Source organism: Streptomyces sp. NBC_00667 (assembly GCF_036226825.1).
Lineage (GTDB): Bacteria > Actinomycetota > Actinomycetes > Streptomycetales > Streptomycetaceae > Streptomyces.
Map to the genome: position 1 here is coordinate 2790001 of NZ_CP109022.1, position 20246 is coordinate 2810246.

General features: G+C 73.8%; 18 protein-coding genes (1 of these 18 running past the window's edge). 5 read left to right on the top strand and 13 right to left on the bottom strand.

Annotated elements, in window-relative coordinates:
- Positions 1 to 17, bottom strand: partial view of a stage II sporulation protein M gene (locus OHA81_RS13040; protein WP_329195695.1) — the start only. Its footprint begins 991 nt before the window's first position; 17 of the gene's 1008 nt are visible here — the first part of the coding sequence; it begins with the start codon at positions 15 to 17; its stop codon lies beyond the left edge, outside the window.
- A 123-nt stretch (positions 18 to 140) separates the two neighbouring features.
- Between OHA81_RS13040 and OHA81_RS13045 the strand changes: the two genes are divergently transcribed.
- Positions 141 to 1052 (top strand): RDD family protein, encoded by a 912-nt coding sequence (locus OHA81_RS13045; protein WP_329195698.1) that lies wholly within the window; start codon positions 141 to 143, stop codon positions 1050 to 1052.
- A gap of 5 nt (positions 1053 to 1057) precedes the next feature.
- Here the strand turns inward: OHA81_RS13045 and OHA81_RS13050 are convergent, their stop codons facing one another.
- The 8 genes from OHA81_RS13050 to OHA81_RS13085 form a co-directional block, all read right to left on the bottom strand.
- On the bottom strand, positions 1058 to 1711 hold the full coding sequence (locus tag OHA81_RS13050; protein ID WP_329195700.1) for a hypothetical protein: 654 nt from the start codon (positions 1709 to 1711) through the stop codon (positions 1058 to 1060).
- A 143-nt stretch (positions 1712 to 1854) separates the two neighbouring features.
- Positions 1855 to 3291: an adenosylhomocysteinase gene (gene ahcY / locus OHA81_RS13055; protein ID WP_329195702.1), complete on the bottom strand. Its 1437-nt coding sequence runs from the start codon at positions 3289 to 3291 to the stop codon at positions 1855 to 1857.
- Between the two features lie 252 nt (positions 3292 to 3543).
- The gene (locus OHA81_RS13060) at positions 3544 to 4494 is read right to left on the bottom strand and encodes a cation diffusion facilitator family transporter (RefSeq protein ID WP_329195704.1); all 951 of its coding nucleotides are present in this window, start codon (positions 4492 to 4494) and stop codon (positions 3544 to 3546) included.
- Positions 4495 to 4588: 94 nt separating this feature from the next.
- On the bottom strand, positions 4589 to 5746 hold the full coding sequence (gene manA, locus OHA81_RS13065) for a mannose-6-phosphate isomerase, class I (protein ID WP_329195706.1): 1158 nt from the start codon (positions 5744 to 5746) through the stop codon (positions 4589 to 4591).
- Positions 5747 to 5796: 50 nt separating this feature from the next.
- Complete coding sequence (locus OHA81_RS13070) at positions 5797 to 6930, bottom strand: SIS domain-containing protein (RefSeq protein WP_329195708.1); 1134 nt, start codon at positions 6928 to 6930, stop codon at positions 5797 to 5799.
- 84 nt (positions 6931 to 7014) lie between these two features.
- The gene (locus OHA81_RS13075) at positions 7015 to 7200 is read right to left on the bottom strand and encodes a Trm112 family protein (protein ID WP_136217718.1); all 186 of its coding nucleotides are present in this window, start codon (positions 7198 to 7200) and stop codon (positions 7015 to 7017) included.
- Positions 7201 to 7296: 96 nt separating this feature from the next.
- A complete protein-coding gene (locus tag OHA81_RS13080) occupies positions 7297 to 8667 on the bottom strand; it encodes a phosphomannomutase/phosphoglucomutase (RefSeq protein ID WP_329195712.1) in 1371 nt (456 codons plus the stop codon).
- A gap of 89 nt (positions 8668 to 8756) precedes the next feature.
- The gene (locus OHA81_RS13085) at positions 8757 to 9131 is read right to left on the bottom strand and encodes a DUF3499 domain-containing protein (protein WP_329195714.1); all 375 of its coding nucleotides are present in this window, start codon (positions 9129 to 9131) and stop codon (positions 8757 to 8759) included.
- Between the two features lie 283 nt (positions 9132 to 9414).
- Here OHA81_RS13085 and OHA81_RS13090 point away from each other — a divergent pair, with 283 nt between their 5' ends.
- Positions 9415 to 9798: a metallopeptidase family protein gene (locus OHA81_RS13090; protein WP_329195716.1), complete on the top strand. Its 384-nt coding sequence runs from the start codon at positions 9415 to 9417 to the stop codon at positions 9796 to 9798.
- A gap of 66 nt (positions 9799 to 9864) precedes the next feature.
- Here the strand turns inward: OHA81_RS13090 and OHA81_RS13095 are convergent, their stop codons facing one another.
- The 3 genes from OHA81_RS13095 to OHA81_RS13105 all read right to left on the bottom strand — a co-directional run bounded on the left by OHA81_RS13095 (position 9865) and on the right by OHA81_RS13105 (position 15394).
- Complete coding sequence (locus OHA81_RS13095; RefSeq protein ID WP_329195718.1) at positions 9865 to 11337, bottom strand: DUF5719 family protein; 1473 nt, start codon at positions 11335 to 11337, stop codon at positions 9865 to 9867.
- The gene (locus OHA81_RS13100; protein ID WP_329195720.1) at positions 11334 to 14921 is read right to left on the bottom strand and encodes a glycosyltransferase family 2 protein; all 3588 of its coding nucleotides are present in this window, start codon (positions 14919 to 14921) and stop codon (positions 11334 to 11336) included. Before OHA81_RS13100 ends, OHA81_RS13095 begins: the two co-directional genes overlap by 4 nt.
- Positions 14922 to 15130: 209 nt before the next feature.
- Positions 15131 to 15394, bottom strand: a complete 264-nt coding sequence (locus OHA81_RS13105) for a WhiB family transcriptional regulator (protein ID WP_003983763.1) — start codon at positions 15392 to 15394, stop codon at positions 15131 to 15133.
- A 640-nt stretch (positions 15395 to 16034) separates the two neighbouring features.
- On the opposite strand from OHA81_RS13105, the gene OHA81_RS13110 reads away from it, so the two are divergent.
- From OHA81_RS13110 to OHA81_RS13120, 3 genes are all read left to right on the top strand, one after another.
- On the top strand, positions 16035 to 16601 hold the full coding sequence (locus OHA81_RS13110; RefSeq protein WP_329195722.1) for a cysteine dioxygenase: 567 nt from the start codon (positions 16035 to 16037) through the stop codon (positions 16599 to 16601).
- Positions 16602 to 16666: 65 nt separating this feature from the next.
- Entirely contained in the window at positions 16667 to 17626 is a 960-nt protein-coding gene (cofD, locus tag OHA81_RS13115) for a 2-phospho-L-lactate transferase (RefSeq protein ID WP_329195724.1), read from the top strand.
- Positions 17623 to 18918, top strand: coding sequence for a coenzyme F420-0:L-glutamate ligase (locus OHA81_RS13120; protein WP_329195726.1), 1296 nt, complete (start codon positions 17623 to 17625; stop codon positions 18916 to 18918). Before cofD ends, OHA81_RS13120 begins: the two co-directional genes overlap by 4 nt.
- An 11-nt stretch (positions 18919 to 18929) precedes the next feature.
- Here the strand turns inward: OHA81_RS13120 and OHA81_RS13125 are convergent, their stop codons facing one another.
- Positions 18930 to 19925, bottom strand: a complete 996-nt coding sequence (locus tag OHA81_RS13125; protein ID WP_329195728.1) for a DNA-3-methyladenine glycosylase family protein — start codon at positions 19923 to 19925, stop codon at positions 18930 to 18932.
- Positions 19926 to 20246: the final 321 nt, after the last annotated feature.

The window sequence follows — 20246 nt, forward strand, 5'->3', positions numbered from 1 at the left end:
AAGACGTCGACATCCATTCGGTTTACCGCTCCCCTGCCCCTGGCCACCGCTGCTGACTACTGCTGCCGTGGTCAGCTTGGCAGACTGACCGGGCACAGGGGCGGGTCAGGTCAGTCAGGTCATGGGAAGGGTGCGCATCAGTGAGCGATCTGGTGACGGGGGACGCGGTCGTCCTGGGGTTGCGGCCGGCGAGACTGCCGAGCCGGGCGCTGGCGGTCATGCTGGACGCGGTCGTCTACGTCGTCGGGTACCTGGTCGTGTCGCTCGGGGTGGTGTTCGCGACGGCTTCGCTGGACGAGGCGGCGCGGGCGGCCGTGCAGGTGGGCATGTTCGTGCTGGTGCTGGTCGGTGTGCCGATCGCGGTGGAGACGTTGAGCCACGGCCGGTCGCTGGGGAAGCTGGCCTGCGGGCTGCGGGTGGTGCGGGAGGACGGCGGCCCGATCCGGTTCCGGCATGCGCTGGTGCGGGGGGCCATGGGGGTCGTGGAGCTGCAGATGACCTTCGGGACGGTGGCGTGCATCGCCTCGCTGGTGTCGGAGCGGGGGCGGCGGCTCGGGGACGTGTTCGCGGGGACCCTGGTGATACGGGAGCGCGTGCCCGGGGCGCGTGTGGTGCCGGTGCCCGCGCCGCCGCCGTGGCTGGCCGGGCGGTTCTCGGGGCTGGACCTGTCGGGGGTGCCGGACGGGTTGTGGTTGGCGGTACGCCAGTACCTGACGCGGATGAACCAGCTGGACCCGGCGACGGGCGCCGCGATGGCGGCGAAGCTGGCGGACGAGGTGGTGGCGCGGACGGGGACTCCGCCGCCGGCCGGGGTGCCGGCCGCCGCGTTCTTGATGGCGGTGGTGCACGAGCGGCAGACGCGGGACGCGGCCAAGGCGTTCGGGACCGCCGCGCCGTACGGTCCCCCGGCCCCGGCGTACGCTCCCCCGGCCCCCGTCGCGACCCCGCCCGCCCAGGGGCCCATGACCTACGCGGCCCCCGCCCCGTACGTCCCGCCCACGGCGCCGCCCGCGTCCAGCGGCGGAGGGACCGGGTTCGCGCCGCCCGCCTGAGCCGGTCAGTCCTCGAATTCCCCGACGTCCCCGCCTTCCCCGACGTCCCCGAAGGTGGAGGGCGGGGTCTCCAGGTGCTCCAGCTCGATGCCGGGGGCGGACAGGACCACGTCCCCGGCGATGTGCAGGGTGTGCACTTCGCCGGTGTCCAGCGCGCTGACCCGGTACTCGTCCACCTGGAGCGGGCCGCTGTCGGTGGCGTGTTCCGTGCGGCCGGTCAGGGCCCAGGCCTGGTCGACGGTCCGCGGTGCCAGGACCGGGTCGGTGAGGGCGACGAGACGTACGCGCGTGGCGGGGGCGCCCGGGGTGAGGCGCAGCAGCCGGGTGGTCGCGACGAGGAAGGCGGGCGAGGTGCCGGTGAAGCCCGGCGCGTGGACGTTGCCTTCGGTGGCTTCGGTGCCGGCGGGGTCGGTGCGGACCCAGGTGACGCCGTCGATCGCGGCGCCGCGGACCTGCCAGCCGGCTGCGTTGACCTCCAGGCGGATGGGCCGGCCCAGTCCGTCGACGGCCAGGTCCACGGAGCCGCGGTGGTCGCCGTTCGGAGCGGTCAGCTGGGAGACGTAGCGCCAGCCGGAGGGACCGGGGGCGCAGTGGAAGTGCTCCTCGCCGAGCGGGGTGTGGTCGTGCGGGTCGTGGAGCGAGTAGCGGCCGCGGGGCATGGGCGCAGTTTCCTGGGAGAAGGGGAGGCGCCCGGTGGCGGGCGTCTCGGGTACGGGGCAGGCCCCCGGCGGGTGTGCCGGGGGCCTGCCTGGGGTGCTGCGTGCTGCGTGCCGCGAGATCCGTGCGGATCGGCAGCGGTGGATCAGTAGCGGTAGTGGTCGGGCTTGTACGGGCCTTCGACCTTCACGCCGATGTAGGCGGCCTGCTCCGGGCGCAGGGTGGTGAGCTTGACGCCCAGCGCGTCGAGGTGGAGGCGGGCGACCTTCTCGTCCAGGTGCTTGGGCAGCACGTACACGTCGGTCGGGTACTCCTCCGGCTTGGTGAACAGCTCGATCTGGGCCAGCGTCTGGTCCGCGAAGGAGTTCGACATCACGAACGACGGGTGACCGGTCGCGTTGCCCAGGTTCAGCAGACGCCCCTCCGACAGCACGATCAGGACCTTGCCGTCGGGGAACTTCCACGTGTGGACCTGCGGCTTGACCTCGTCCTTGACGATGCCCTCGATCTTCGCCAGACCGGCCATGTCGATCTCGTTGTCGAAGTGACCGATGTTGCCCACGATCGCCTGGTGCTTCATCCTGGCCATGTCCGAGGCCATGATGATGTCCTTGTTGCCGGTCGTGGTGATGAAGATGTCCGCGGTCTCCACCACGTCGTCCAGCGTCGCGACCTGGTAGCCGTCCATCGCCGCCTGCAGCGCGCAGATCGGGTCGATCTCCGTCACGATCACCCGCGCGCCCTGGCCGCGCAGCGACTCCGCACAGCCCTTGCCGACGTCGCCGTAACCGCACACGACCGCGACCTTGCCGCCGATCAGCACGTCGGTGGCCCGGTTGATGCCGTCGATCAGCGAGTGCCGGCAGCCGTACTTGTTGTCGAACTTCGACTTCGTCACCGCGTCGTTCACGTTGATCGCCGGGAACAGCAGGTTGCCCTCGGCCATCATCTCGTACAGGCGGTGGACACCGGTCGTGGTCTCCTCCGTCACACCGCGGATCTCGGACGCGAGCTGCGTCCACTTCTGCGGGGTCTCGCCGAGGGTGCGGTTGAGGAGGGTGAGGATGTGGGCGTACTCCTCGGAGTCCGCCGTCGCCGGGTCGGGGGCCGCGCCGGCCTTCTCGAACTCGACGCCCTTGTGGACGAGGAGGGTGGCGTCACCACCGTCGTCGAGGATCATGTTCGGGCCGCCGGTGGGGGTGTTCGGCCAGGTCAGCGCCTGCTCCGTGCACCACCAGTACTCCTCCAGCGTCTCGCCCTTCCAGGCGAAGACGGGGACGCCCTGCGGGTTCTCCGGGGTGCCGTTCGGGCCGACGGCGATGGCGGCGGCCGCGTGGTCCTGGGTGGAGAAGATGTTGCACGAGGCCCAGCGGACGTCGGCGCCGAGGGCGACGAGGGTCTCGATGAGCACGGCGGTCTGCACGGTCATGTGCAGGGAGCCGGTGATGCGGGCGCCGGCCAGCGGCTGCGCCTCGGCGTACTCCTTGCGGATCGACATCAGGCCCGGCATCTCGTGCTCGGCCAGGGTGATCTCCTTGCGGCCGAAGGCGGCGAGGGAGAGGTCTGCGACCTTGAAGTCCATGGGTGCTGCTCCTCATGGTTCGAGAGGGTGGGTACGGCTGGGCCGTGCGCTGGCGCACCAGAGCACTGAGCACAGTCCGTCGGGGGCCCTCTCTCCCCTCGGCCGGCCGCAAGGACCGCCCGACCGCCATCAGCAGCGACGCCTGACACTGATGACGAATCTACCCGATCAGTGCGGTGGACCCCAGTGGGACGGGGAACAAGACGGCGAACGGGACGGCGGACGGGACGGGCGGCGAAGCGAGGGCCGGTGTCAGAGGCTCTTGCGGGGACCGGCTTCGGGCCGCCCGCCTTCGGCGTGGTAGATGTCCGGCTCCAGGTAGATCACCCGGGCGATCGGGACGGCCTCGCGGATACGGGCCTCGGCGGCGTCGATGGCGTTGGCCACCTCGGTGGCCGTGTCGTCGTGCTGGACGGCGATCTTGGCGGCCACCAGGAGCTCCTCCGGCCCGAGGTGCAGGGTACGCATGTGAATCACGCGGGTGACGACGTCGCCGTCGACGGCGGCCGCCAGGATCTTCTCGACCTGCTCGGGGCCCGCGGCCTCACCGAGCAGCAGGGACTTGGTCTCGGCGGCGAGCACGAGGGCGATGACGATCAGCAGGACGCCGATGCAGAGCGTGCCGATGCCGTCCCAGATGCCGTTGCCGGTGGCGAGGGCGAGGCCGACGCCCGCCAGGGCGAGGACGAGACCGACGAGGGCGCCGGCGTCTTCGAGGAGGACGACCGGGAGTTCGGGGGCCTTGGCCCGCTTGATGAACTGGCCCCAGGTCTGCTTGCCGCGCAGCTCGTTCGACTCCTTGATCGCCGTCTTGAACGAGAAGCCCTCGGCGAGGATCGCGAAGACGAGCACGCCGATCGGCCAGTACCAGGCCTCGATCTCGTGCGGCTCCTTGATCTTCTCGTAGCCCTCGTAGATGGCGAACATGCCACCGACGGTGAACAGGACGATGGAGACCAGGAAGGCGTAGATGTAGCGTTCCCGCCCGTACCCGAAGGGGTGTTGGGGCGTGGCTTCGCGCTGGGCCTTCTTGCCGCCGAGGAGCAGGAGCCCCTGGTTGCCGGAGTCCGCCAGCGAGTGGACGCTTTCCGCGAGCATCGACGAGGAGCCGCTGAAGACGAAGGCCACGAACTTGGCTGCAGCGATGGCGAGGTTGGCGGCGAGTGCCGCCACGATCGCCCTGGTACCGCCCGACGCGCTCATGGGTTTCTTGAAGTCCCTTCCTCAGTACGGCGACCCTGACGGAAGCGCCGCGCCACGGCGGCACATTGTTGCAGCCGTGGCCCCGGGCGCCACCTCAGAGGGAGACGGTGGCGCGGAAGATGGTGCCCGTTCCGGACAGTTCGACCTTTTCGCCCGCCGGGACGAAGACCGACTCCCCGGGGGCCAGCGTCACTTCGCCGGCCTTGGGCCGTCCCGCGGTGCAGAGCAGGATCTGCGGGGCGGCGTCCGGGAGCGGGTGCGGGGCCGCGCCGGGGGCCAGGGCGAAGCGGGAGAGCCGGAATTCGTCGATGGGGGTCTCGTAGACCTCCTCGCCGTTGCCCTCGGGGCGCTGCACGGCCGGGTCGCCCGGCTCGAACCGTACGACCCTCAGGAGCTCGGGCACGTCCACGTGCTTGGGGGTGAGCCCGGCGCGCAGCACGTTGTCGGAGTTGGCCAGCAGCTCCACGCCGAGGCCCTCGATGTAGGCGTGCGGGACGCCGGCGCCGAGGAACATGGCCTCGCCCGGCTGGAGTCGTACGTGGTTGAGGAGCATCGCCGCGATCACACCCGGGTCGCCCGGGAAGTGGTGGACGAGCGAGGCGTACGGGGCGTACGCGCCACCGAGGCGTTCGATCGCGGCGCCGGCCTCGGCGACCGTACGGGCCATCTCGGCGCGGTCCGCGGTCAGTACGGCGGTGAGCACCTCGCGCAGGGCCGCCTCCTCCGGGTGGGCCGAGAGGAGGTCGACGTACGGCTTGAGGGAGTCCACGCCGAGGCCGTCGAGGAGCTTCGCGGCCTCCAGCGGCGGGCGGAAGCCGCACAGGCCGTCGAAGGGGGTCAGCGCGCAGATCATCTCGGGCTTGTGGTTGGCGTCCTTGTAGTTGCGGTGGCTCGCGTCCACGGGGATGCCCCGGCGCTCCTCGTCCGCGAAGCCCTCCTTGGCCTGGGCGAGGTCGGGGTGGACCTGGAGGGAGAGCGGCGCGCCCGCGGCGAGGATCTTGAGCAGGAAGGGCAGGTGGGGCCCGAACTTGGCGACGGCGGCCGCGCCGAGCTCGCGCTCGGGGTCGGCGGCGATGACCTCCGCGAGGGTGGTCTCGCCCGCGCCGCGGTCGAGGCGGGAGGGGGCGCCGGGGTGGGCGCCCATCCACATCTCGGCCTGGGGCTCACCGGTGGGTTCCACCCCGAGGAGGGCGGGGATCGCGGTGGTGGAACCCCAGGCGTAGGGGCGGATCGGGTTCGTGAGGCGGTCCATCGTCGTCTTCCTGGATGTGGATCTGGTTCTGTGCGGGCGCCGGCGGGGCCTCAGCCGTGTGCCCTGGAGGCCAGTGCGAGGTAGGCGGTGGCGAAGTCGGTGACGGCGAGGAGTTCGGCGAGCTGTTCCAGCTCGCCGCCTGCCTCCGGTTCGAGTTCGCTGATGGCCGTGTCGTGGCTCAGGGCGAGTTCCCGGGCCGCTGGTGCGGCGCTGAGGCCGCCGGTGGGCCGGTCGCGCAGCAGCACGACGCGGGCGTGCAGGGCCTGGGGTTCTTCGACGCGGTCGCGGAAGAAGTCGTCGGGGTCGGCGCCGGCGGCGAACGCCCCGGCGAGCAGGACGCCGTGGGCGGGCAGCGCTTCGGGGAGTTCGGCGGACAGGGCGGGCCGGCCGGCGAGTTCGGCGAGGGTGGCGGCGAAGCGGCGTCCTGCCGGGCCGGCCGCGGCGCCCTCGCTCCAGATGAGGGGGAGCGAGTCGGCGAGTTCGGTGGCCAGGGTCTTGGCCGGGTTGGAGTACGTGGCGATCGCGGGCCCGCAGCGCTCCGCGGTGCGGTCGAGCCGGTCGGCGACGAGCTGGAGGGAGCCGGGGGCGGCGTCGATGAGGCCGACCTTGTCGAGCAGTACCAGCAGCGGGGTGAGCAGGGCCCACAGCGCTCCGGGGCCGGCGGCGGCCGACTCGTCGTACTCCTGGTACGGGGCCTTGGCCATCGGTACGAGGACTCCGTGGGCGCCGTCCACGGCCTCGTTCAGCGGTGACCGCTCGGGTGCGACGGCCACCACGGTGCAGCCGCGCCGGTACGCCTGCTCGGCGAGGACGGCGAGGCCGGGCTCGGTGCCGTCGGTGGTGGCGATGAGCAGCAGGTCGACGGGGCCGGCCCAGCCGGGCAGCGTCCAGCGCAGTGCCCCGGCGGCGTGTGCGACGCCGGTGGGGTGCAGGCGGGCGACGGGGGCGGAGGCTCCGGCGAGGGCGCCGAGCAGGTCGGCGACCCCGGTGGCCGCGGTGCCGGGGCCGGCGATCAGTACGGCGCGGGGCCGGCCTTCGGGCCGCAGGTCGCCGAGGCCGGCTTCGGTGGCGTGCCGGGCGGCGGTGCGGACGCGGGCCCCGGCTTCGGCGGCGCCGCGCAGGAGGCCACGGCGGTCGGCGAGGGCGAGTTCCTCCGGTGCGTCGAGGATGGACTCGTCGAGCATGGCGGCCTCCGGCTGTGTGGTGGACGGACCCCGGGGGCGGACCCGGGGGGACGGAACCGGTCTCGGCGTCTGCGCGGGGGTGGCTCAGGCGGGCCGGCGGGCCTCGTCCACGAGGAGGACCGGGATGCCGTCGCGGACCGGGTAGGCGAGACCGCAGTCCTGGCCGGTGCAGATCAGCTCGGGTGCGTCCGCGTCGGCCGACTTGTCCTCCAGGGGCGAGTGGCAGGCGGGGCAGGCGAGGATCTCCAGAAGGCCGGCTTCGAGCGGCATGGTGCGCTTCCCTTCGAACATGCGGTTTGGGCGAGGTCAGCGTACCGCCGGGCCGCTTGTCCCGCGGCCCGGCCGTGACGGTGACGACGGGGTGGCTCAGGCGCGGACCAGGGCGAGGACTTCGTCGCGGACCTTGGCGAGGGTCGCCAGGTCGCGGGCCTCGACGTTGAGGCGCAGCAGCGGCTCGGTGTTGGAGGGGCGCAGGTTGAACCACCAGTCGGCGGTGGTGACGGTGAGGCCGTCGAGTTCGTCGACGCTGACGCCGTCCTGGGGGGCGTAGACGTCCTTGACGGCGGCGGTGCGGGCGGCCTGGTCGGCGACGGTGGAGTTGATCTCGCCGGAGCCGACGTACCGGTCGTAGGAGGACACCAGCTCGGAGAGGGTGCCGTCCTGGCCGCCGAGGGCGGCCAGGACGTGGAGCGCGGCGAGCATGCCGGTGTCCGCGTTCCAGAAGTCCTTGAAGTAGTAGTGCGCCGAGTGCTCGCCGCCGAAGATGGCCCCGGAGGTGGCCATCTCCTGCTTGATGAAGGAGTGGCCGACCCGGGTGCGCACGGGGGTGCCGCCGTTCTCCTTGACGACCTCCGGGACGGACCAGGAGGTGATCAGGTTGTGGATCACGACGCCGCTGCCGCCGTTGCGGGCGAGCTCACGGGCGGCGACCAGGGCGGTGATCGCGGACGGGGAGACGCCCTCGCCCCGCTCGTCCACGACGAAGCAGCGGTCGGCGTCGCCGTCGAAGGCGAGGCCCAGGTCGGCGCCCTCGGCCTTCACGCGTGCCTGGAGGTCCACGATGTTCTTCGGGTCGAGGGGGTTGGCCTCGTGGTTGGGGAAGGTGCCGTCCAGCTCGAAGTACATCGGGACGAGCTCCAGCGGCAGGCCCTCGAAGACGGTGGGGACGGTGTGGCCGCCCATGCCGTTGCCCGCGTCCACGACCACCTTGAGCGGGCGGATGCCGCGCAGGTCCACCAGGGACTTGAGGTGCTCGGCGTACCCGGTGAGGGTGTCCTGCTCGGTGATGGTGCCCGCGACGGTGCCGGCGGGGATCTCCGGGGCACCCTCGTCCGACCACTTCTCCGCCAGCTCGCGGATGGTGGCGAGGCCGGTGTCCTGTCCCACGGGTGCGGCGCCCGCGCGGCACAGCTTGATGCCGTTGTACTGGGCCGGGTTGTGGGAGGCGGTGAACATCGCGCCGGGCAGGTCCAGCTTGCCGGAGGCGTAGTACAGCTGGTCGGTGGAGCACAGACCGATCAGGGTGACGTCGACCCCGCGGGCGGCGGCGCCGCGGGCGAAGGCGGCGGACAGGCCGGGCGAGGAGGGACGCATGTCGTGCCCGACGACGATCGCGGTCGCTGCGGTCACCTCGACGAAGGCGGCACCGAACAGTTCGGCCAGCGGCTCGTCCCACTCGTCCGGCACGACGCCTCGTACGTCGTACGCCTTGACGATGTTCGAAAGATCTGCGGCCACTGCCTGCCCCTCCTGAGGTTCTGTGCGGTGGAGCAAACCTACCCTGAACGGAGTACCGCCCTTCAGATGAGGCGGGTGGCGGGCGGGCGTCAGGATTCGGGCGAGCGCAGGACGCGCAGGTGTCCCCGGCGGGTCTCGCCGCTGGACTGGGGTCCCGGTACGGACTTGCCGCCCTCGGGGGCCCGGTCGTGCGGACGGGCCGCTTCGCGCACGGCGTTGGCCAGCGCTTCGAGGTCGTCGCCGCTGGGGCGCGAAGGGGGGCCGCCGTCCGTCAGGCGTACGACTTCCCAGCCCCTGGGGGCGGTCAGGCGCTCGGAGTGCTCGGCGCACAGGTCGTAACAGTGGGGTTCGGCGTAGGTGGCGAGCGGGCCGAGAACTGCGGTCGAGTCGGCGTAGACGTACGTCAGTGTGGCGACGGCAGGGCGGCCGCACGCGGTGCGCGAACAGCGACGTACAAGGCTCACGACGTTGGACGGTACCGCACTCTTGACCGGGCCGCGACGACTCCGCCGTCGGCCACCCGGCCGTGTCGCCCCGAACGCCCGGGAACCTTGGCCGGATCGTTCGCGGTACGACATCGGTCCGTGACCGGGCCGCGCCCCCGCCCGGCGGCCGGGTCGGGGCTACCCTGCGGGGGTGACGGACAGCCCGCTGACTCCCCCGAGCCCTCCCGGCCCCTCCTCCGCAGGCCCCCTTCCCCCGCCCTCCGAGCCGCGGCCCCGTCGCCGTGACCGGCACGGGCGGGGCATGCGGGGGCCGGTGGCGCCCCCTCAGGTTCCGCTGGCGGCGAGCCGGTCGGAGCTCTTCGGTGACCTGGTGCGGGATTCGGTGGAGCGGCTGGAGCGGCGGTGGCCGCAGCTGGCCGAGGTGGAGTTCGTGATCGCGGACGTGCCGGGGCCCCCGGGTGGCCCGGAGGGCGGCTGGAACGACGAGGCCGTCCCGCTCGGCGGGCTGACGGACGCGGGCGAGGGCCGGCCGGCCCGGATCGTGGTGTTCCGGCGGCCGGTGGAGATCCGGGCGAAGTCGCGGGACGAGCGGGCGCTGCTGGTCCACGAGGTCGTGGTGGAGCAGGTGGCGGACCTGCTGGGGCTCTCCCCGGAGATCGTGGACCCGCGCTACGGACAGGACTAGCCCGGGATCAGGCCCTCCTTGGAGGGAGCCCCTTTCGGAGAGAACCCTTTCGGAGAGCCCCCTCTTTCAGAAGAGGACCCCGAGGTCTTGGGACGGCTTCGGTACCGCCACCGTCGAACGGTCGTCCGAGAACGGCTGGACCGTGAACATCGGGATGCCGTCCTGCGGCAGGGTCAGGGTCCTGGAGGCGTGGACCGGGCCGCCGGAGAGGGTCTCGATGGTCAGGGCGTACGCCCCCTTGCCGCCGGTCGGGGCGGGGGCGGGGGAAAGGGCCTGGGTGGTGCCGGCCTTGACGGTGAGTTCCCGGACGGCCGCCTGGCCGCCCTCGGTGCCCGGTGAGGCCGTGACGCGTACCCTCGCGTCGGCGCCGACCGCCGTGAGGGCCAGCGCGGTCGCCTTGTCGTCGGTGCGGTTGTCGGCGACCGTCGCCCTCGCGCCGACCGGGGAGGTCGCCGGGAGGAAGCCGAGCTCCTGTTTCGCCCCGCTGCCGCGCACCACCCGTACCGCCGCGACGACCGGTACGGGCTTCTTCGCGTCCGCCGGGGTCAGCAGCAGCGAGCCCGTCTCGCCACGGGTCACGTCCTTGAGGTCCACGCTCGCCATCATACCGGCCTTGACGTGCAACTGCTCGTTGCCGGCGGGGGTGATGGCGCCGCCGGGTCCCGCGAGACGGAGGTTCAGTTCGGCGTCGTCGTCGCCGGGCGCGTAGGCGACCAGCCGTACGGAGGTGGCGTCGGCGGGGATGCCCGGCAGGACCAGCGACCCGGCCGGGTCGGTGGAGGCCGGCAGCCAGTCGGCGCCGACGCCGTCTTCGGAGATCTGCGCGGAGGCGCCGACCCGTCCCGAGCCGGTCGTGACGTGGGCGGTGACGTCGGCGACCTGGGTGTCGGGGACGAGGGGGGAGAGCAGGACGCGGGCGGTGGAGTGGGGGTCGACCTGGATGACGCGGTCGGGGGTGCCCGGCTTGTCCTTGAGCAGCCCGTCGGGGCCGTAGAGCTTGATGTCGACTTCGGCGACGGTGTCGTCGGGGTTGGTGAGGTGGATGTAGTCCTGGCGGCCCTTGGCGGTGCTGACCCCGGGGAACCAGAAGTCGGTGCCGGGCGCGGTGCAGCCGACCCCGAGGAGGCCGCGCGCCTGGCCCGCCGCGACCTTCGTGGTCTGCTGGGCGGTCCAGCCCGGTGCGAGGTTCCCCGAGGCGACACCGGTGAGGGCGGGTGCCTCGGCGCCGGAGGCGGTCGCGCCGACGGGCTTGCCCGGTTCCTTCGGCTCCAGGACCGTCTTGCCGTCCTTGGCCGAGAGCCGGGCCGAGCCCTTGCCGCCGGCGGTGCCGGGGGTGAGCGAGGTGTACGTGGTCTCGGCGATGTCGGAGGAACTGGGCGCGGGGCACGCCAGTACGGACTGTTCCACCGGCATCCGGGTGCCGGCCGTCTTCTTCGCGTCGGCGGGGGCGGCTGCCGGGGCGGTGAGGGAGGCGACGGCGGTGAGGGCCGCCAGCGCCGCCGCGACGGCCGCCAGCGTGAGGGGGGCGCGCTGCTTCACTGCTGGGTGCTCCCGTCCGGACGCGGGTCGTGCTGTCCGTAGGTGTACGGCGGTTCCTGCTGTGGCTGTTGCTGCGGTGGTTGCTGGTACGGGTCGTACGGCTGCTGCTGGTACGGGTACGGCTCGGCGTACGGCTGCTGCGGCTGCTCGTACGGGTAGGCCTGGTAGGCGTACGTCTCCTCCCCGTACGTCCCGTCCCCGTAGGCCTGCTGCCCGTAGGGCTGTTCCCCGTAGGACGGCTGGGCCGGGATCTGCGCGTACGGGTCGGCGGCGGCCGCTTCGGCGGGCGCGGGGGCCCCGCCCTGTGCCTCCGCTTCGGCGCGCAGGCGGCGGGCGCGGCGGCCCTCGCCCGGGCCGGGCTGCTCGGGGACGGCGGCCGCCTCCTCGGGGAGGTCGTCGTCGAGCCGGGCCCGGCGGCCGGGGAGGGCCAGGACGAGGAGGAGCAGGGCGAGCAGGCCCTGCGCCCAGTGCCAGGCGTCGCGGGCGAGGGAGTCCTGGTAGGTGAGGTCCAGGCGGCCGCCCGCGGCGGGCAGTTCGAAGCCCTGGGCCCAGCCGTCCAGGGTCCTCGGCCTCAGGGGCTTGCCGTCGAGGGTGGCCTTCCAGCCGGGGGCGGCCCGGTCGGCGATCCGCAGCACCCGGCCCTCCTCCCCAGCGGGGATCTTGGTGTGGGCCTCGACGGGTTCCGCCTCGACGGCGATGGGTGCCTGGCCCGGCTTGCCGGGGACGATGACGGCACGGGCGAGGGAGCGTTCGACCTCCCAGACGGCGGTGCCGTCGTCCTGGCGGCCCGACTTGAGGCCGGGGGTGGCGTCGAGGACCTGGCGGAACCGGCGGGGCCCGTCGGCGGGCAGGACGATGTAGCGGACGGCGAAGCCGCCCAGCTGCGCGCTCTGGTCGGCGCCGGAGCCGGAGACCAGGCTGGACACCACCTTCGCCAGGCGCGGTTCGGCGCCCGCCCCGGCGAGGAGTTCGGCGTCGCCGAGGCGCGCCCCGGAGCCACGGATCAGCGCGTAGGAGACGGTGGCGGGCGAGGTTCCGCCGAGGACCAGGGTGCGGCTGCGGTTGCTGTCGTCGGCCTGGGCGGCGACGAAGGCGGGGAGCTGGACGGGGTCGCGCCGCTGGAGGGGTCCGTCTGCGCCGGAGACCATCCAGGCGGCGGCGCCGATGAGGGGGCCGGTGGCGGCGCCCAGCGCGATGAGGGCGGCGAGGGGCTGGCGCCAGCCGAAGCTGCGGGCGGCCACGCGCTCCTTGGCGCCGTCCGCGCCGACCACGGCGGCCGCCAGCAGGCCGAGGCCGTACACGAGGGTGGCGGGGCCGGCCCAGGCGCCGTGGTTGAGGAGGACGGCGAGGCTCAGGCCGGCCAGGGCGGTGGTCCAGGCGGCGCGGACGGCGAACCGCCGGTCGGGGCGGAGCAGGGCCGCGAGGGCGGCGAGCACGACGCCGAGCAGGAGCGTGCCGCCGGTGGTGCCGGGGCCGCCGGGACCGGCGCCGAGCAGGTCGAGGGCGGTGGCGGAGCCGGATCCGTAGGGCAGGCCGGCCTCGCGCAGGAAGCGGTCGGGGTGCGTGAACAGGCCGAGGGACCAGGGGGCGAGTGCGAGCAGCGGTACGGCGAGGACGGCAAGGAGCCGGAGCGCGTACGCGGCGCGGCGTGCGGGGCGCGTGAGGAGGGCGGCGGCGCCGAGGACTGCGGCGAGCGGCCAGACGACGGGGGTGAAGGCGGTGGCCAGGGTCAGCAGGAGGGTGGTGGTCCACGCGGCGCGCCAGCTGCCGTCGGGGGAGCCGGCGGGCGCGCCGAGGCCGAAGGCGGTGGCTGCGGAGCGGGCGATGAGGGGGAGCAGGATCGCGAGGACGGCCGTGCCGAGGCGGCCGCCGGCGAGCGCTCCGGTCACGGCGGGCAGGAAGGCGTAGGCGACGGCGGCCCAGGCGCGCAGCAGCCGGGACTCGACGAGCGGCCGGGAGGCGAAGTAGGCGGTGAGCCCGGCGAGGGGCACCGAGCAGACGAGCAGCAGGGCGACGGCGGCCGGCGCGGAGCCGAACAGCAAGGTGGCGACGGCGCCGAGGACGGCGAGGTAGGGCGGGGCGCCGGCGGTGGTCCCGGGGCCGACGGGCTGCCAGTCGGAGGTGTAGGTGCGCCAGAGGTCCAGGGCCCGGTCGGGGGCGGGCAGCAGGGCGCCGCCCATGAGGGAGCCGCCGAAGAGGAGGGCGCGGCAGGAGATGAGGGAGACGAGCAGGAGGAGGGCGAACAGGGCGGGGGCGGGGTTGCGGGCGATCCGCTTGAGCCGTCCGGACTGTTCGCCCTCCAGGTAGTCGGCGTCCTCGGACCCGGGTTCGAGGGGGCCGGTGACGGCGCCGTGCCGGCTCGCGCCGGCGGTGTCGGTGTCACCGTCCGCGCCGAAGTACCCGGCGAGCTGTTCGGCGTTGGCGCGCAGGGTGGAGCCGGGGGGCGGGAAGAGGGGGCGCAGTTCGGCGGCGGGGACGGCGGGGCGGCGGCGGGCCTTGCGGGCGGCGAGGATCCGGCCGGGCCGCAGCAGGGTGGCGAGGAGGCCGGTGAACTCGTCGACGGCCTGGCCGGGGGCTTTGCCGAGGAGGTAGCCGAGGGTGCGCAGCAGGGTGCCGACGATCAGGCGCAGGAGTACGTAGGGCAGGGCGCGGCCGGAGGAGTTGGCCAGCACGGTGTAGACGGCGCCGGCCTTGTCGACGCGGTGGGGGCTGACGGAGGAGCGGCCGGCGCAGTCGACGGTGCGGCGTTCGCGGGCGGCGGCCTCGGCGTGCCGCATAACGGCGTCGGGGGCGACGAGGACGGTGTGGCCGGCGCTGTGGGCGCGCCAGCAGAGGTCGACGTCGTCGCGCATGAGGGGCAGGCGCCGGTCGAAGCCGCCGAGGGCGTCGTAGACGTCGCGGCGCACGAGCATGCCGGCGGTGGAGACGGACAGGACGGGGCGGATCTGGTCGTGCTGGCCCTGGTCCTGTTCGCGGCGGTCGAGGCCGGTCCAGCGGCGGCCGCTGCGGGCGATGGTGACGCCGGCTTCGAGGAGCTGCTTCTTGTCGTACCAGCCGCGGAGTTTGGGGCCGATGACGGCGGCGTCGGGGTTCTCGTCGGCGACGCGCAGGAGTTCGGTGAGGGCGTCGGCTTCGGGGGCGCTGTCGTCGTGGAGCAGCCAGAGCCATTGGACGGGTTCGCCGTGGGGGAGTTCGGGGAGGTCGTAGGTGTCGTCGCGCCATGTGCGGCTGACGGGGTCCCAGCCGCTGGGGCGCTTGAGGTAGGGCAGGTCCTCGGGGGTCAGTGCGCCGGCGGTGCGGGCGGCTTCGTCCACGGCGGTGCCGAATCCGGTGCGGCGGGCGAGGTGGAGGACCTTGTCGGGGCCGAGGGCTTCGGCGAGCAGTCGCGCGGAGTCGTCGGAGCTTCCGGTGTCGGCGGCGACGTACTGCTGTGCGGGGCGTTCCTGGGCGAGGAGGCCGGCGAGGGTACGGGGCAGCCAGCGGGCGCCGTCGTGGGCGACGAGGACCGCGGTGACGACGTGCCGGGGGAACTCGGGGGTGCCGGCCGCCTGGTGGGAGGCCGTCGAGCTGCTGTGCAGGGACATCGCGGAACGGGCCCTCCGACCGTGGGGGTTCCCCCGGGACGGGTCCTGGGGGAAGGTCCGGGGGTGGTGTGCCCTCGGAGGCTGCTGGACAGCGCCACACTAACGGCTCGGAACGCGCCGGTCCGCCTCCTGCGGGGAAGGTGCGGGAGGCGGACCGTCGGCTTGGTTCGCTATGCGGTTGGGTCTGTCCGTCCTTGCCTGGAGCAGGCTCAGACGGCTGCCTTTTTCAGGCGGCGGCGCTCGCGCTCTGAGAGACCGCCCCAGATGCCGAATCGCTCGTCGTTGGCGAGGGCGTACTCAAGGCATTCGGAGCGGACCTCGCAGGCGAGGCAGACCTTCTTGGCTTCGCGGGTGGAGCCGCCCTTCTCGGGAAAGAAGGATTCGGGGTCGGTCTGGGCGCACAGAGCGCGCTCCTGCCATCCGAGCTCCTCGTCCGCCTCCTCGACCAGCAGTTCCTGAAACAGCTCGGTCATGTGCGCCCCTCGCTCTGTCTGTGCGTCCCCGTGGTGTTGTCGTTACTCATCGCTACGTAACGACACGAGTGAAATTACAAGTGCGCGGCTCCGGAGCAGTCAAGCCGGGGTCTGCTATTGGGCCCCTTATTCACTCTGCGGAACCAAGCGAATGCCGTAAGTGTTCATATCGCCAAAAATCGCGACACATGCCACAGGTGCCGCGAAGCTCCCGCCCTCACCCTGAACCCACGCGTCACTCGGGGGTGTGGTTGCGATCCGGCCGAAGATGCGGTGCGGATCACATTCCGGTCACGATGACGCCATGAGGTTTGAGATCGGTCGGAAGGGCCATACCCAGCGCCACATGCCCTGGTCGGCACTGCACAAACCTTTCTCCGCGCCGGGTAACCGGATGAGGTGAATCTTTTCGGCCATTGCCGACATTGGGTTGACAGTCCGACGCCCTAACCGTTCTCCTTGTACGCATGTCAGCGCCCGCAGCCGCCACCCGGACCCCCATTCGTGGGTTCCTGTGCGCTGCCCAGGTTCGCTGTCGCTGTTGCAGCTGTTGATGCCTCAGGAGCCCCGCCTCCTCCGAGCAACCGGCTACCCCCACAGCGACCGCCAGCACGACTGACATCCGTCGAGGACTCCCCCGATGAACAGCACCTCCCAGCACAGCGCCGCCGCCCCCGCGACCGGTGCCGCCGCCCCCGCCGTGGTCGAGAGCGACCTCCAGATCGCCGGCGACATCCTCTCCGTGCAGCACCTGCTCCAGCCCGCCCGCGAACACCCGGCCACCGTCGCCGAGTTCGTGGGCCTCGCCCGCTCCATCGCCGCCGACCGCACCCAGTGGGAGCACCTGGTGCGCTACGACGCCACCACCCGCTGGTACCACCGCCTGCGCACCGGACCCGGCTACGAGGTGTGGCTGCTCAGCTGGGTCCCCGGGCAGGGCAGCGGCCTGCACGACCACGGTGACTCCTCCGGCGTGCTGACCGTGCTGGAGGGCGAGCTCACCGAGCACGGCCGGCGCGGCCCGCTCACCCTGACCGCCGGGGCCCAGCGCGTCTTCGCCCCCGGCTACGCCCACGAGGTCGTCAACGACACCCTCGACGGAGCCGTCAGCCTGCACGTCTACTACCCCGGCCTGACCGAGATGCCCATGCACAGCTGCTCCCCGGCCCGGCCCGAGGCCCTCGCCGACGCCCCGGTGGGCGCCTGACGCCCCGCGGCCGCCGCGCCGCCACCCCGGGGCGACGGCGCGCGGCCGGCTGACAGACTGGCCGCATGCGCATTGTTGTTCTGGCCGGCGGTATCGGCGGCGCCCGTTTCCTGCGCGGACTCAAGTCCGCCGTCCCCGAAGCGGACATCACGGTCATCGGCAACACCGGTGACGACATTCACCTGTTCGGGCTCAAGGTGTGCCCCGATCTGGACACGGTGATGTACACCCTCGGCGGTGGCATCAACGAGGACCAGGGCTGGGGCCGCACCGACGAGTCCTTCACCGTCAAGGAGGAACTCGCGGCGTACGGGGTCGGGCCCGCCTGGTTCGGCCTCGGCGACCGCGACTTCGCCACCCACATCGTCCGCACGCAGATGCTCGGCGCCGGCTACCCGCTCAGCGCCGTCACCGAGGCCCTCTGCGACCGCTGGCAGCCCGGCGTACGGCTGCTGCCCATGTCCGACGACCGCGTCGAGACGCACGTCGCCCTCAACGACCCCGAGACCGGCGAGCGCAGGGTCGTCCACTTCCAGGAGTACTGGGTCCGGATGCGCGCCTGCGTCGACGCCGAGGCCGTGGTGCCCGTCGGCGCCGAACAGGCCAAGCCGGCGCCCGGCGTGCTGGAGGCCATCGCCGCCGCCGACGTGATCATCTTCCCGCCGTCCAACCCCGTCGTGTCGGTGGGCACCATCCTCGCCGTGCCCGGCATCCGGGAGGCCGTGGCCGCCGCCGGGGCGCCGGTCGTCGGCCTCTCCCCCATCGTCGGGGGCGCCCCCGTGCGCGGGATGGCGGACAAGGTGCTGGCCGCCGTGGGCGTCGAGTCCACCGCCGCCGCGGTCGCCCTGCACTACGGGACCGGGCTGCTCGACGGCTGGCTCGTCGACACCGCCGACGCGGACGCCGTCGCCGAGGTGGAGGCCGCCGGGATCGCCTGCCGCGCGGTACCGCTGATGATGACCGACACCGCTGCCACGGCCGCGATGGCCCGCGCCGCGCTGGAGCTGGCGGAGGCCTCCCGGTGAGTGCCCCCTCGTACGAGGTGCGCGCCGTCCCCGGGATACCGGAGGTCCGGCCCGGTGACGACCTCGCCCGCCTGATCGCCGCCGCCGGGCCGGGGCTGCGGGACGGCGACGTCCTGCTGGTCACGTCCAAGATCGTTTCCAAGGCGGAGGGACGGATCGTCCGCGCCGATTCGCGCGAGGAGGCGATAGACGCCGAGACGGTACGGGTGGTCGCCCGCCGGGGCGCCCTGCGGATCGTGGAGGACCGGCGGGGCCTGGTGATGGCGGCCGCCGGCGTGGACGCCTCGAACACCGGGCCCGGCACGGTGCTGCTGCTCCCCGAGGACCCCGACGCCTCCGCGGCCGCGATCCGGGAAGGGCTGCGGGAGGCGCTCGCGGTAGACGTGGGCGTCATCGTGACGGATACCTTCGGGCGCCCCTGGCGCACCGGGCTCACCGACGTGGCGATCGGCGCGGCGGGGGTGCGCGTACTGGACGACCTGCGGGGCGGCTCCGACGCGCACGGCAACCCGCTGAGCGCGACGGTCGTCGCCACCGCGGACGAACTCGCCGCGGCCGGCGACCTCGTCAAGGGCAAGGCGGCCGGGCTGCCGGTGGCCGTCGTGCGCGGACTGCCCCACCTCCTCGGTGAGGGTTCCTCGGCGGCGGACCTGGTCCGGCCGGCGGGCGACGACATGTTCCGGCTCGGCACCTCGGAGGCCGTACGGGAGGCCGTGACGCAGCGCCGTACCGTACGGGCCTTCACGGCGGAGCCGGTGGACCCGGGCGCGGTCCGGCGCGCGGTGGCGGCGGCGGTGACGGCACCGGCGCCGCACCACACGACGCCGTGGCGGTTCGTGCTGCTGGAGTCGGCGGCGGCTCGGCTGGAGCTGCTCGACGCGATGCGGGACGCGTGGGTGGAGGACCTGCGGCGCGACGGCAAGTCCGAGGAGTCCATCGCCAAGCGGGTCCGGCGGGGCGATGTCCTGCGCGGCGCCCCTTACCTGGTGGTGCCGTGCATGGTGACGGACGGTGCGCACGACTACGGGCACGCGCGGCGGGACGCGGCCGAGCGGGAGATGTTCGTGGTCGCGATGGGCGCGGGCGTCCAGAACTTCCTGGTCGCGCTGGCCGGGGAGCGGCTGGGCTCGGCGTGGGTCTCCTCGACGATGTTCTGCCGGGACGTCGTGCGCAAGGTGCTGGCGCTGCCCGAGGGCTGGGACCCGATGGGGGCGGTGGCGGTGGGCCACCCGGCCGCGGCCCCGGCGGAGCGGCCCGCGCGGGAGGCGGAGGCCTTCATCGAGGTCCGGTGACGCAGCCGGCGTCAGATCTTGCCGATGTCCGTGCGGTACATGCGCGGGGCCCGGCGGGGCGGGGCGTGGCCGGCGAGGAGGACGAGACGGGCGGCGCGGTGGCGCTGGCCCGCGTACGGGGCGAGGAGCTCCAGCATGACGGCGTCGTCGGCGTCCCGGTCCCCGGCGAGGGCGTAGCCGATGATCCCGGGCAGGTGGAGGTCGCCGGTGGTGACGGCGTCGGGGTCGCCGTTGCTGCGCTGGAGGGTCTCGGCGGAGGTCCAGGGGCCGATGCCGGGGACCGCCTCCAGGCGCTGCGCGGCCGCCAGGGGGGCCATGGACGCCGCCTCCTCCAGCCGGTTCGCGACGCGGGCGGCGCGCAGGATGGTGGCGGAGCGCTTCATGTCGACGCCGGCCTTGTGCCAGTCCCAGGAGGGGATCAGGGTCCAGGTCCGGGCGGAGGGCATCACGTACAGGTCCTGGCGCGGGCCGGGGGCGGGCTCGCCGTACTGGCGGACCAGGCGGCGCCAGGCGCGGTAGGCCTCGTCGGCGGTGACCTTCTGCTCCAGCACCGTCGGGATGAGGGACTCCAGCACCAGACCGGTCCGGGTCAGGCGCAGGCCCGGCCGGCGGCGGTGGCTGGCGTGCAGGAGGCGGTGGCGGGGGACGAAGGCGGCGGGGTCGTCGTCGGCCCCGAGCAGGGCGGGCAGCGTGTCGAGGGCCCAGGCCGCGCCGGGGCCCCAGGCTTCGGCCCGGACCTCGTGGGCGGCGGCGGCCAGGCGGAGGGTGGCGGGGCCGTCGGGGGTGCGGCTGGTCTTCCAGACGGAGCCGTCGGGGGTGGTGCGGAAGGTGGGGTCGGCGGGGCCGCGGCGCAGGGGGCCGAGGGTGAGGCCGAGGTCGACGGGGCCGGGCGGGGCCCAGACGCGGCTGCGGGCGCCGGCTCCGGCGGGGCGGCCGGGGCCTGCGGGCACGCCGGTGCGGCCGCCGCGGGCGGCGGTGGGGGTGAGGGGGTCGAAGCGGGCGGCCACGCCTTGAGCGTATCCCGGGGGCGGGGGGTGGTCGGCCGTGCGGGGGCCGTGGCCCGGCGGCGGGGCCGGTCTTGCCGACCCGGGCGCCCCGGGCCCGGCGGTGGGGCCGAGCCCCGGGGCGGGGCGGGTGCGGCGCCGCTGCGCGAGCGGCCCCGGCTGCGCCGGGCTTCCGGGGCTCCGCCCCGGACCCCGCGCCTCAAACGCCGGCGAGGCTGATTTAGCGGGCCCGGCCTCACACGGCGGCGGGCTGATTTAGCGGGCCCGGGCCTCACACGGGGGCGGGCGGGTCGTGCGGGCCCCACTCGCCGGCGAGGCTGGTGC

Coding starts and splice junctions, on each gene's coding strand:
- ahcY (WP_329195702.1), bottom strand. CDS start 3,291: ATGGACTTCAAGGTCGCAGACCTCTCCCTCGCCGCCTTCGGCCGCAAG.
- OHA81_RS13110 (WP_329195722.1), top strand. CDS start 16,035: ATGAACAGCACCTCCCAGCACAGCGCCGCCGCCCCCGCGACCGGTGCC.
- OHA81_RS13100 (WP_329195720.1), bottom strand. CDS start 14,921: ATGTCCCTGCACAGCAGCTCGACGGCCTCCCACCAGGCGGCCGGCACC.
- OHA81_RS13060 (WP_329195704.1), bottom strand. CDS start 4,494: ATGAGCGCGTCGGGCGGTACCAGGGCGATCGTGGCGGCACTCGCCGCC.
- OHA81_RS13070 (WP_329195708.1), bottom strand. CDS start 6,930: ATGCTCGACGAGTCCATCCTCGACGCACCGGAGGAACTCGCCCTCGCC.
- OHA81_RS13075 (WP_136217718.1), bottom strand. CDS start 7,200: ATGCCGCTCGAAGCCGGCCTTCTGGAGATCCTCGCCTGCCCCGCCTGC.
- OHA81_RS13105 (WP_003983763.1), bottom strand. CDS start 15,394: ATGACCGAGCTGTTTCAGGAACTGCTGGTCGAGGAGGCGGACGAGGAG.
- cofD (WP_329195724.1), top strand. CDS start 16,667: ATGCGCATTGTTGTTCTGGCCGGCGGTATCGGCGGCGCCCGTTTCCTG.
- OHA81_RS13090 (WP_329195716.1), top strand. CDS start 9,415: ATGCGGGGGCCGGTGGCGCCCCCTCAGGTTCCGCTGGCGGCGAGCCGG.
- manA (WP_329195706.1), bottom strand. CDS start 5,746: ATGGACCGCCTCACGAACCCGATCCGCCCCTACGCCTGGGGTTCCACC.
- OHA81_RS13050 (WP_329195700.1), bottom strand. CDS start 1,711: ATGCCCCGCGGCCGCTACTCGCTCCACGACCCGCACGACCACACCCCG.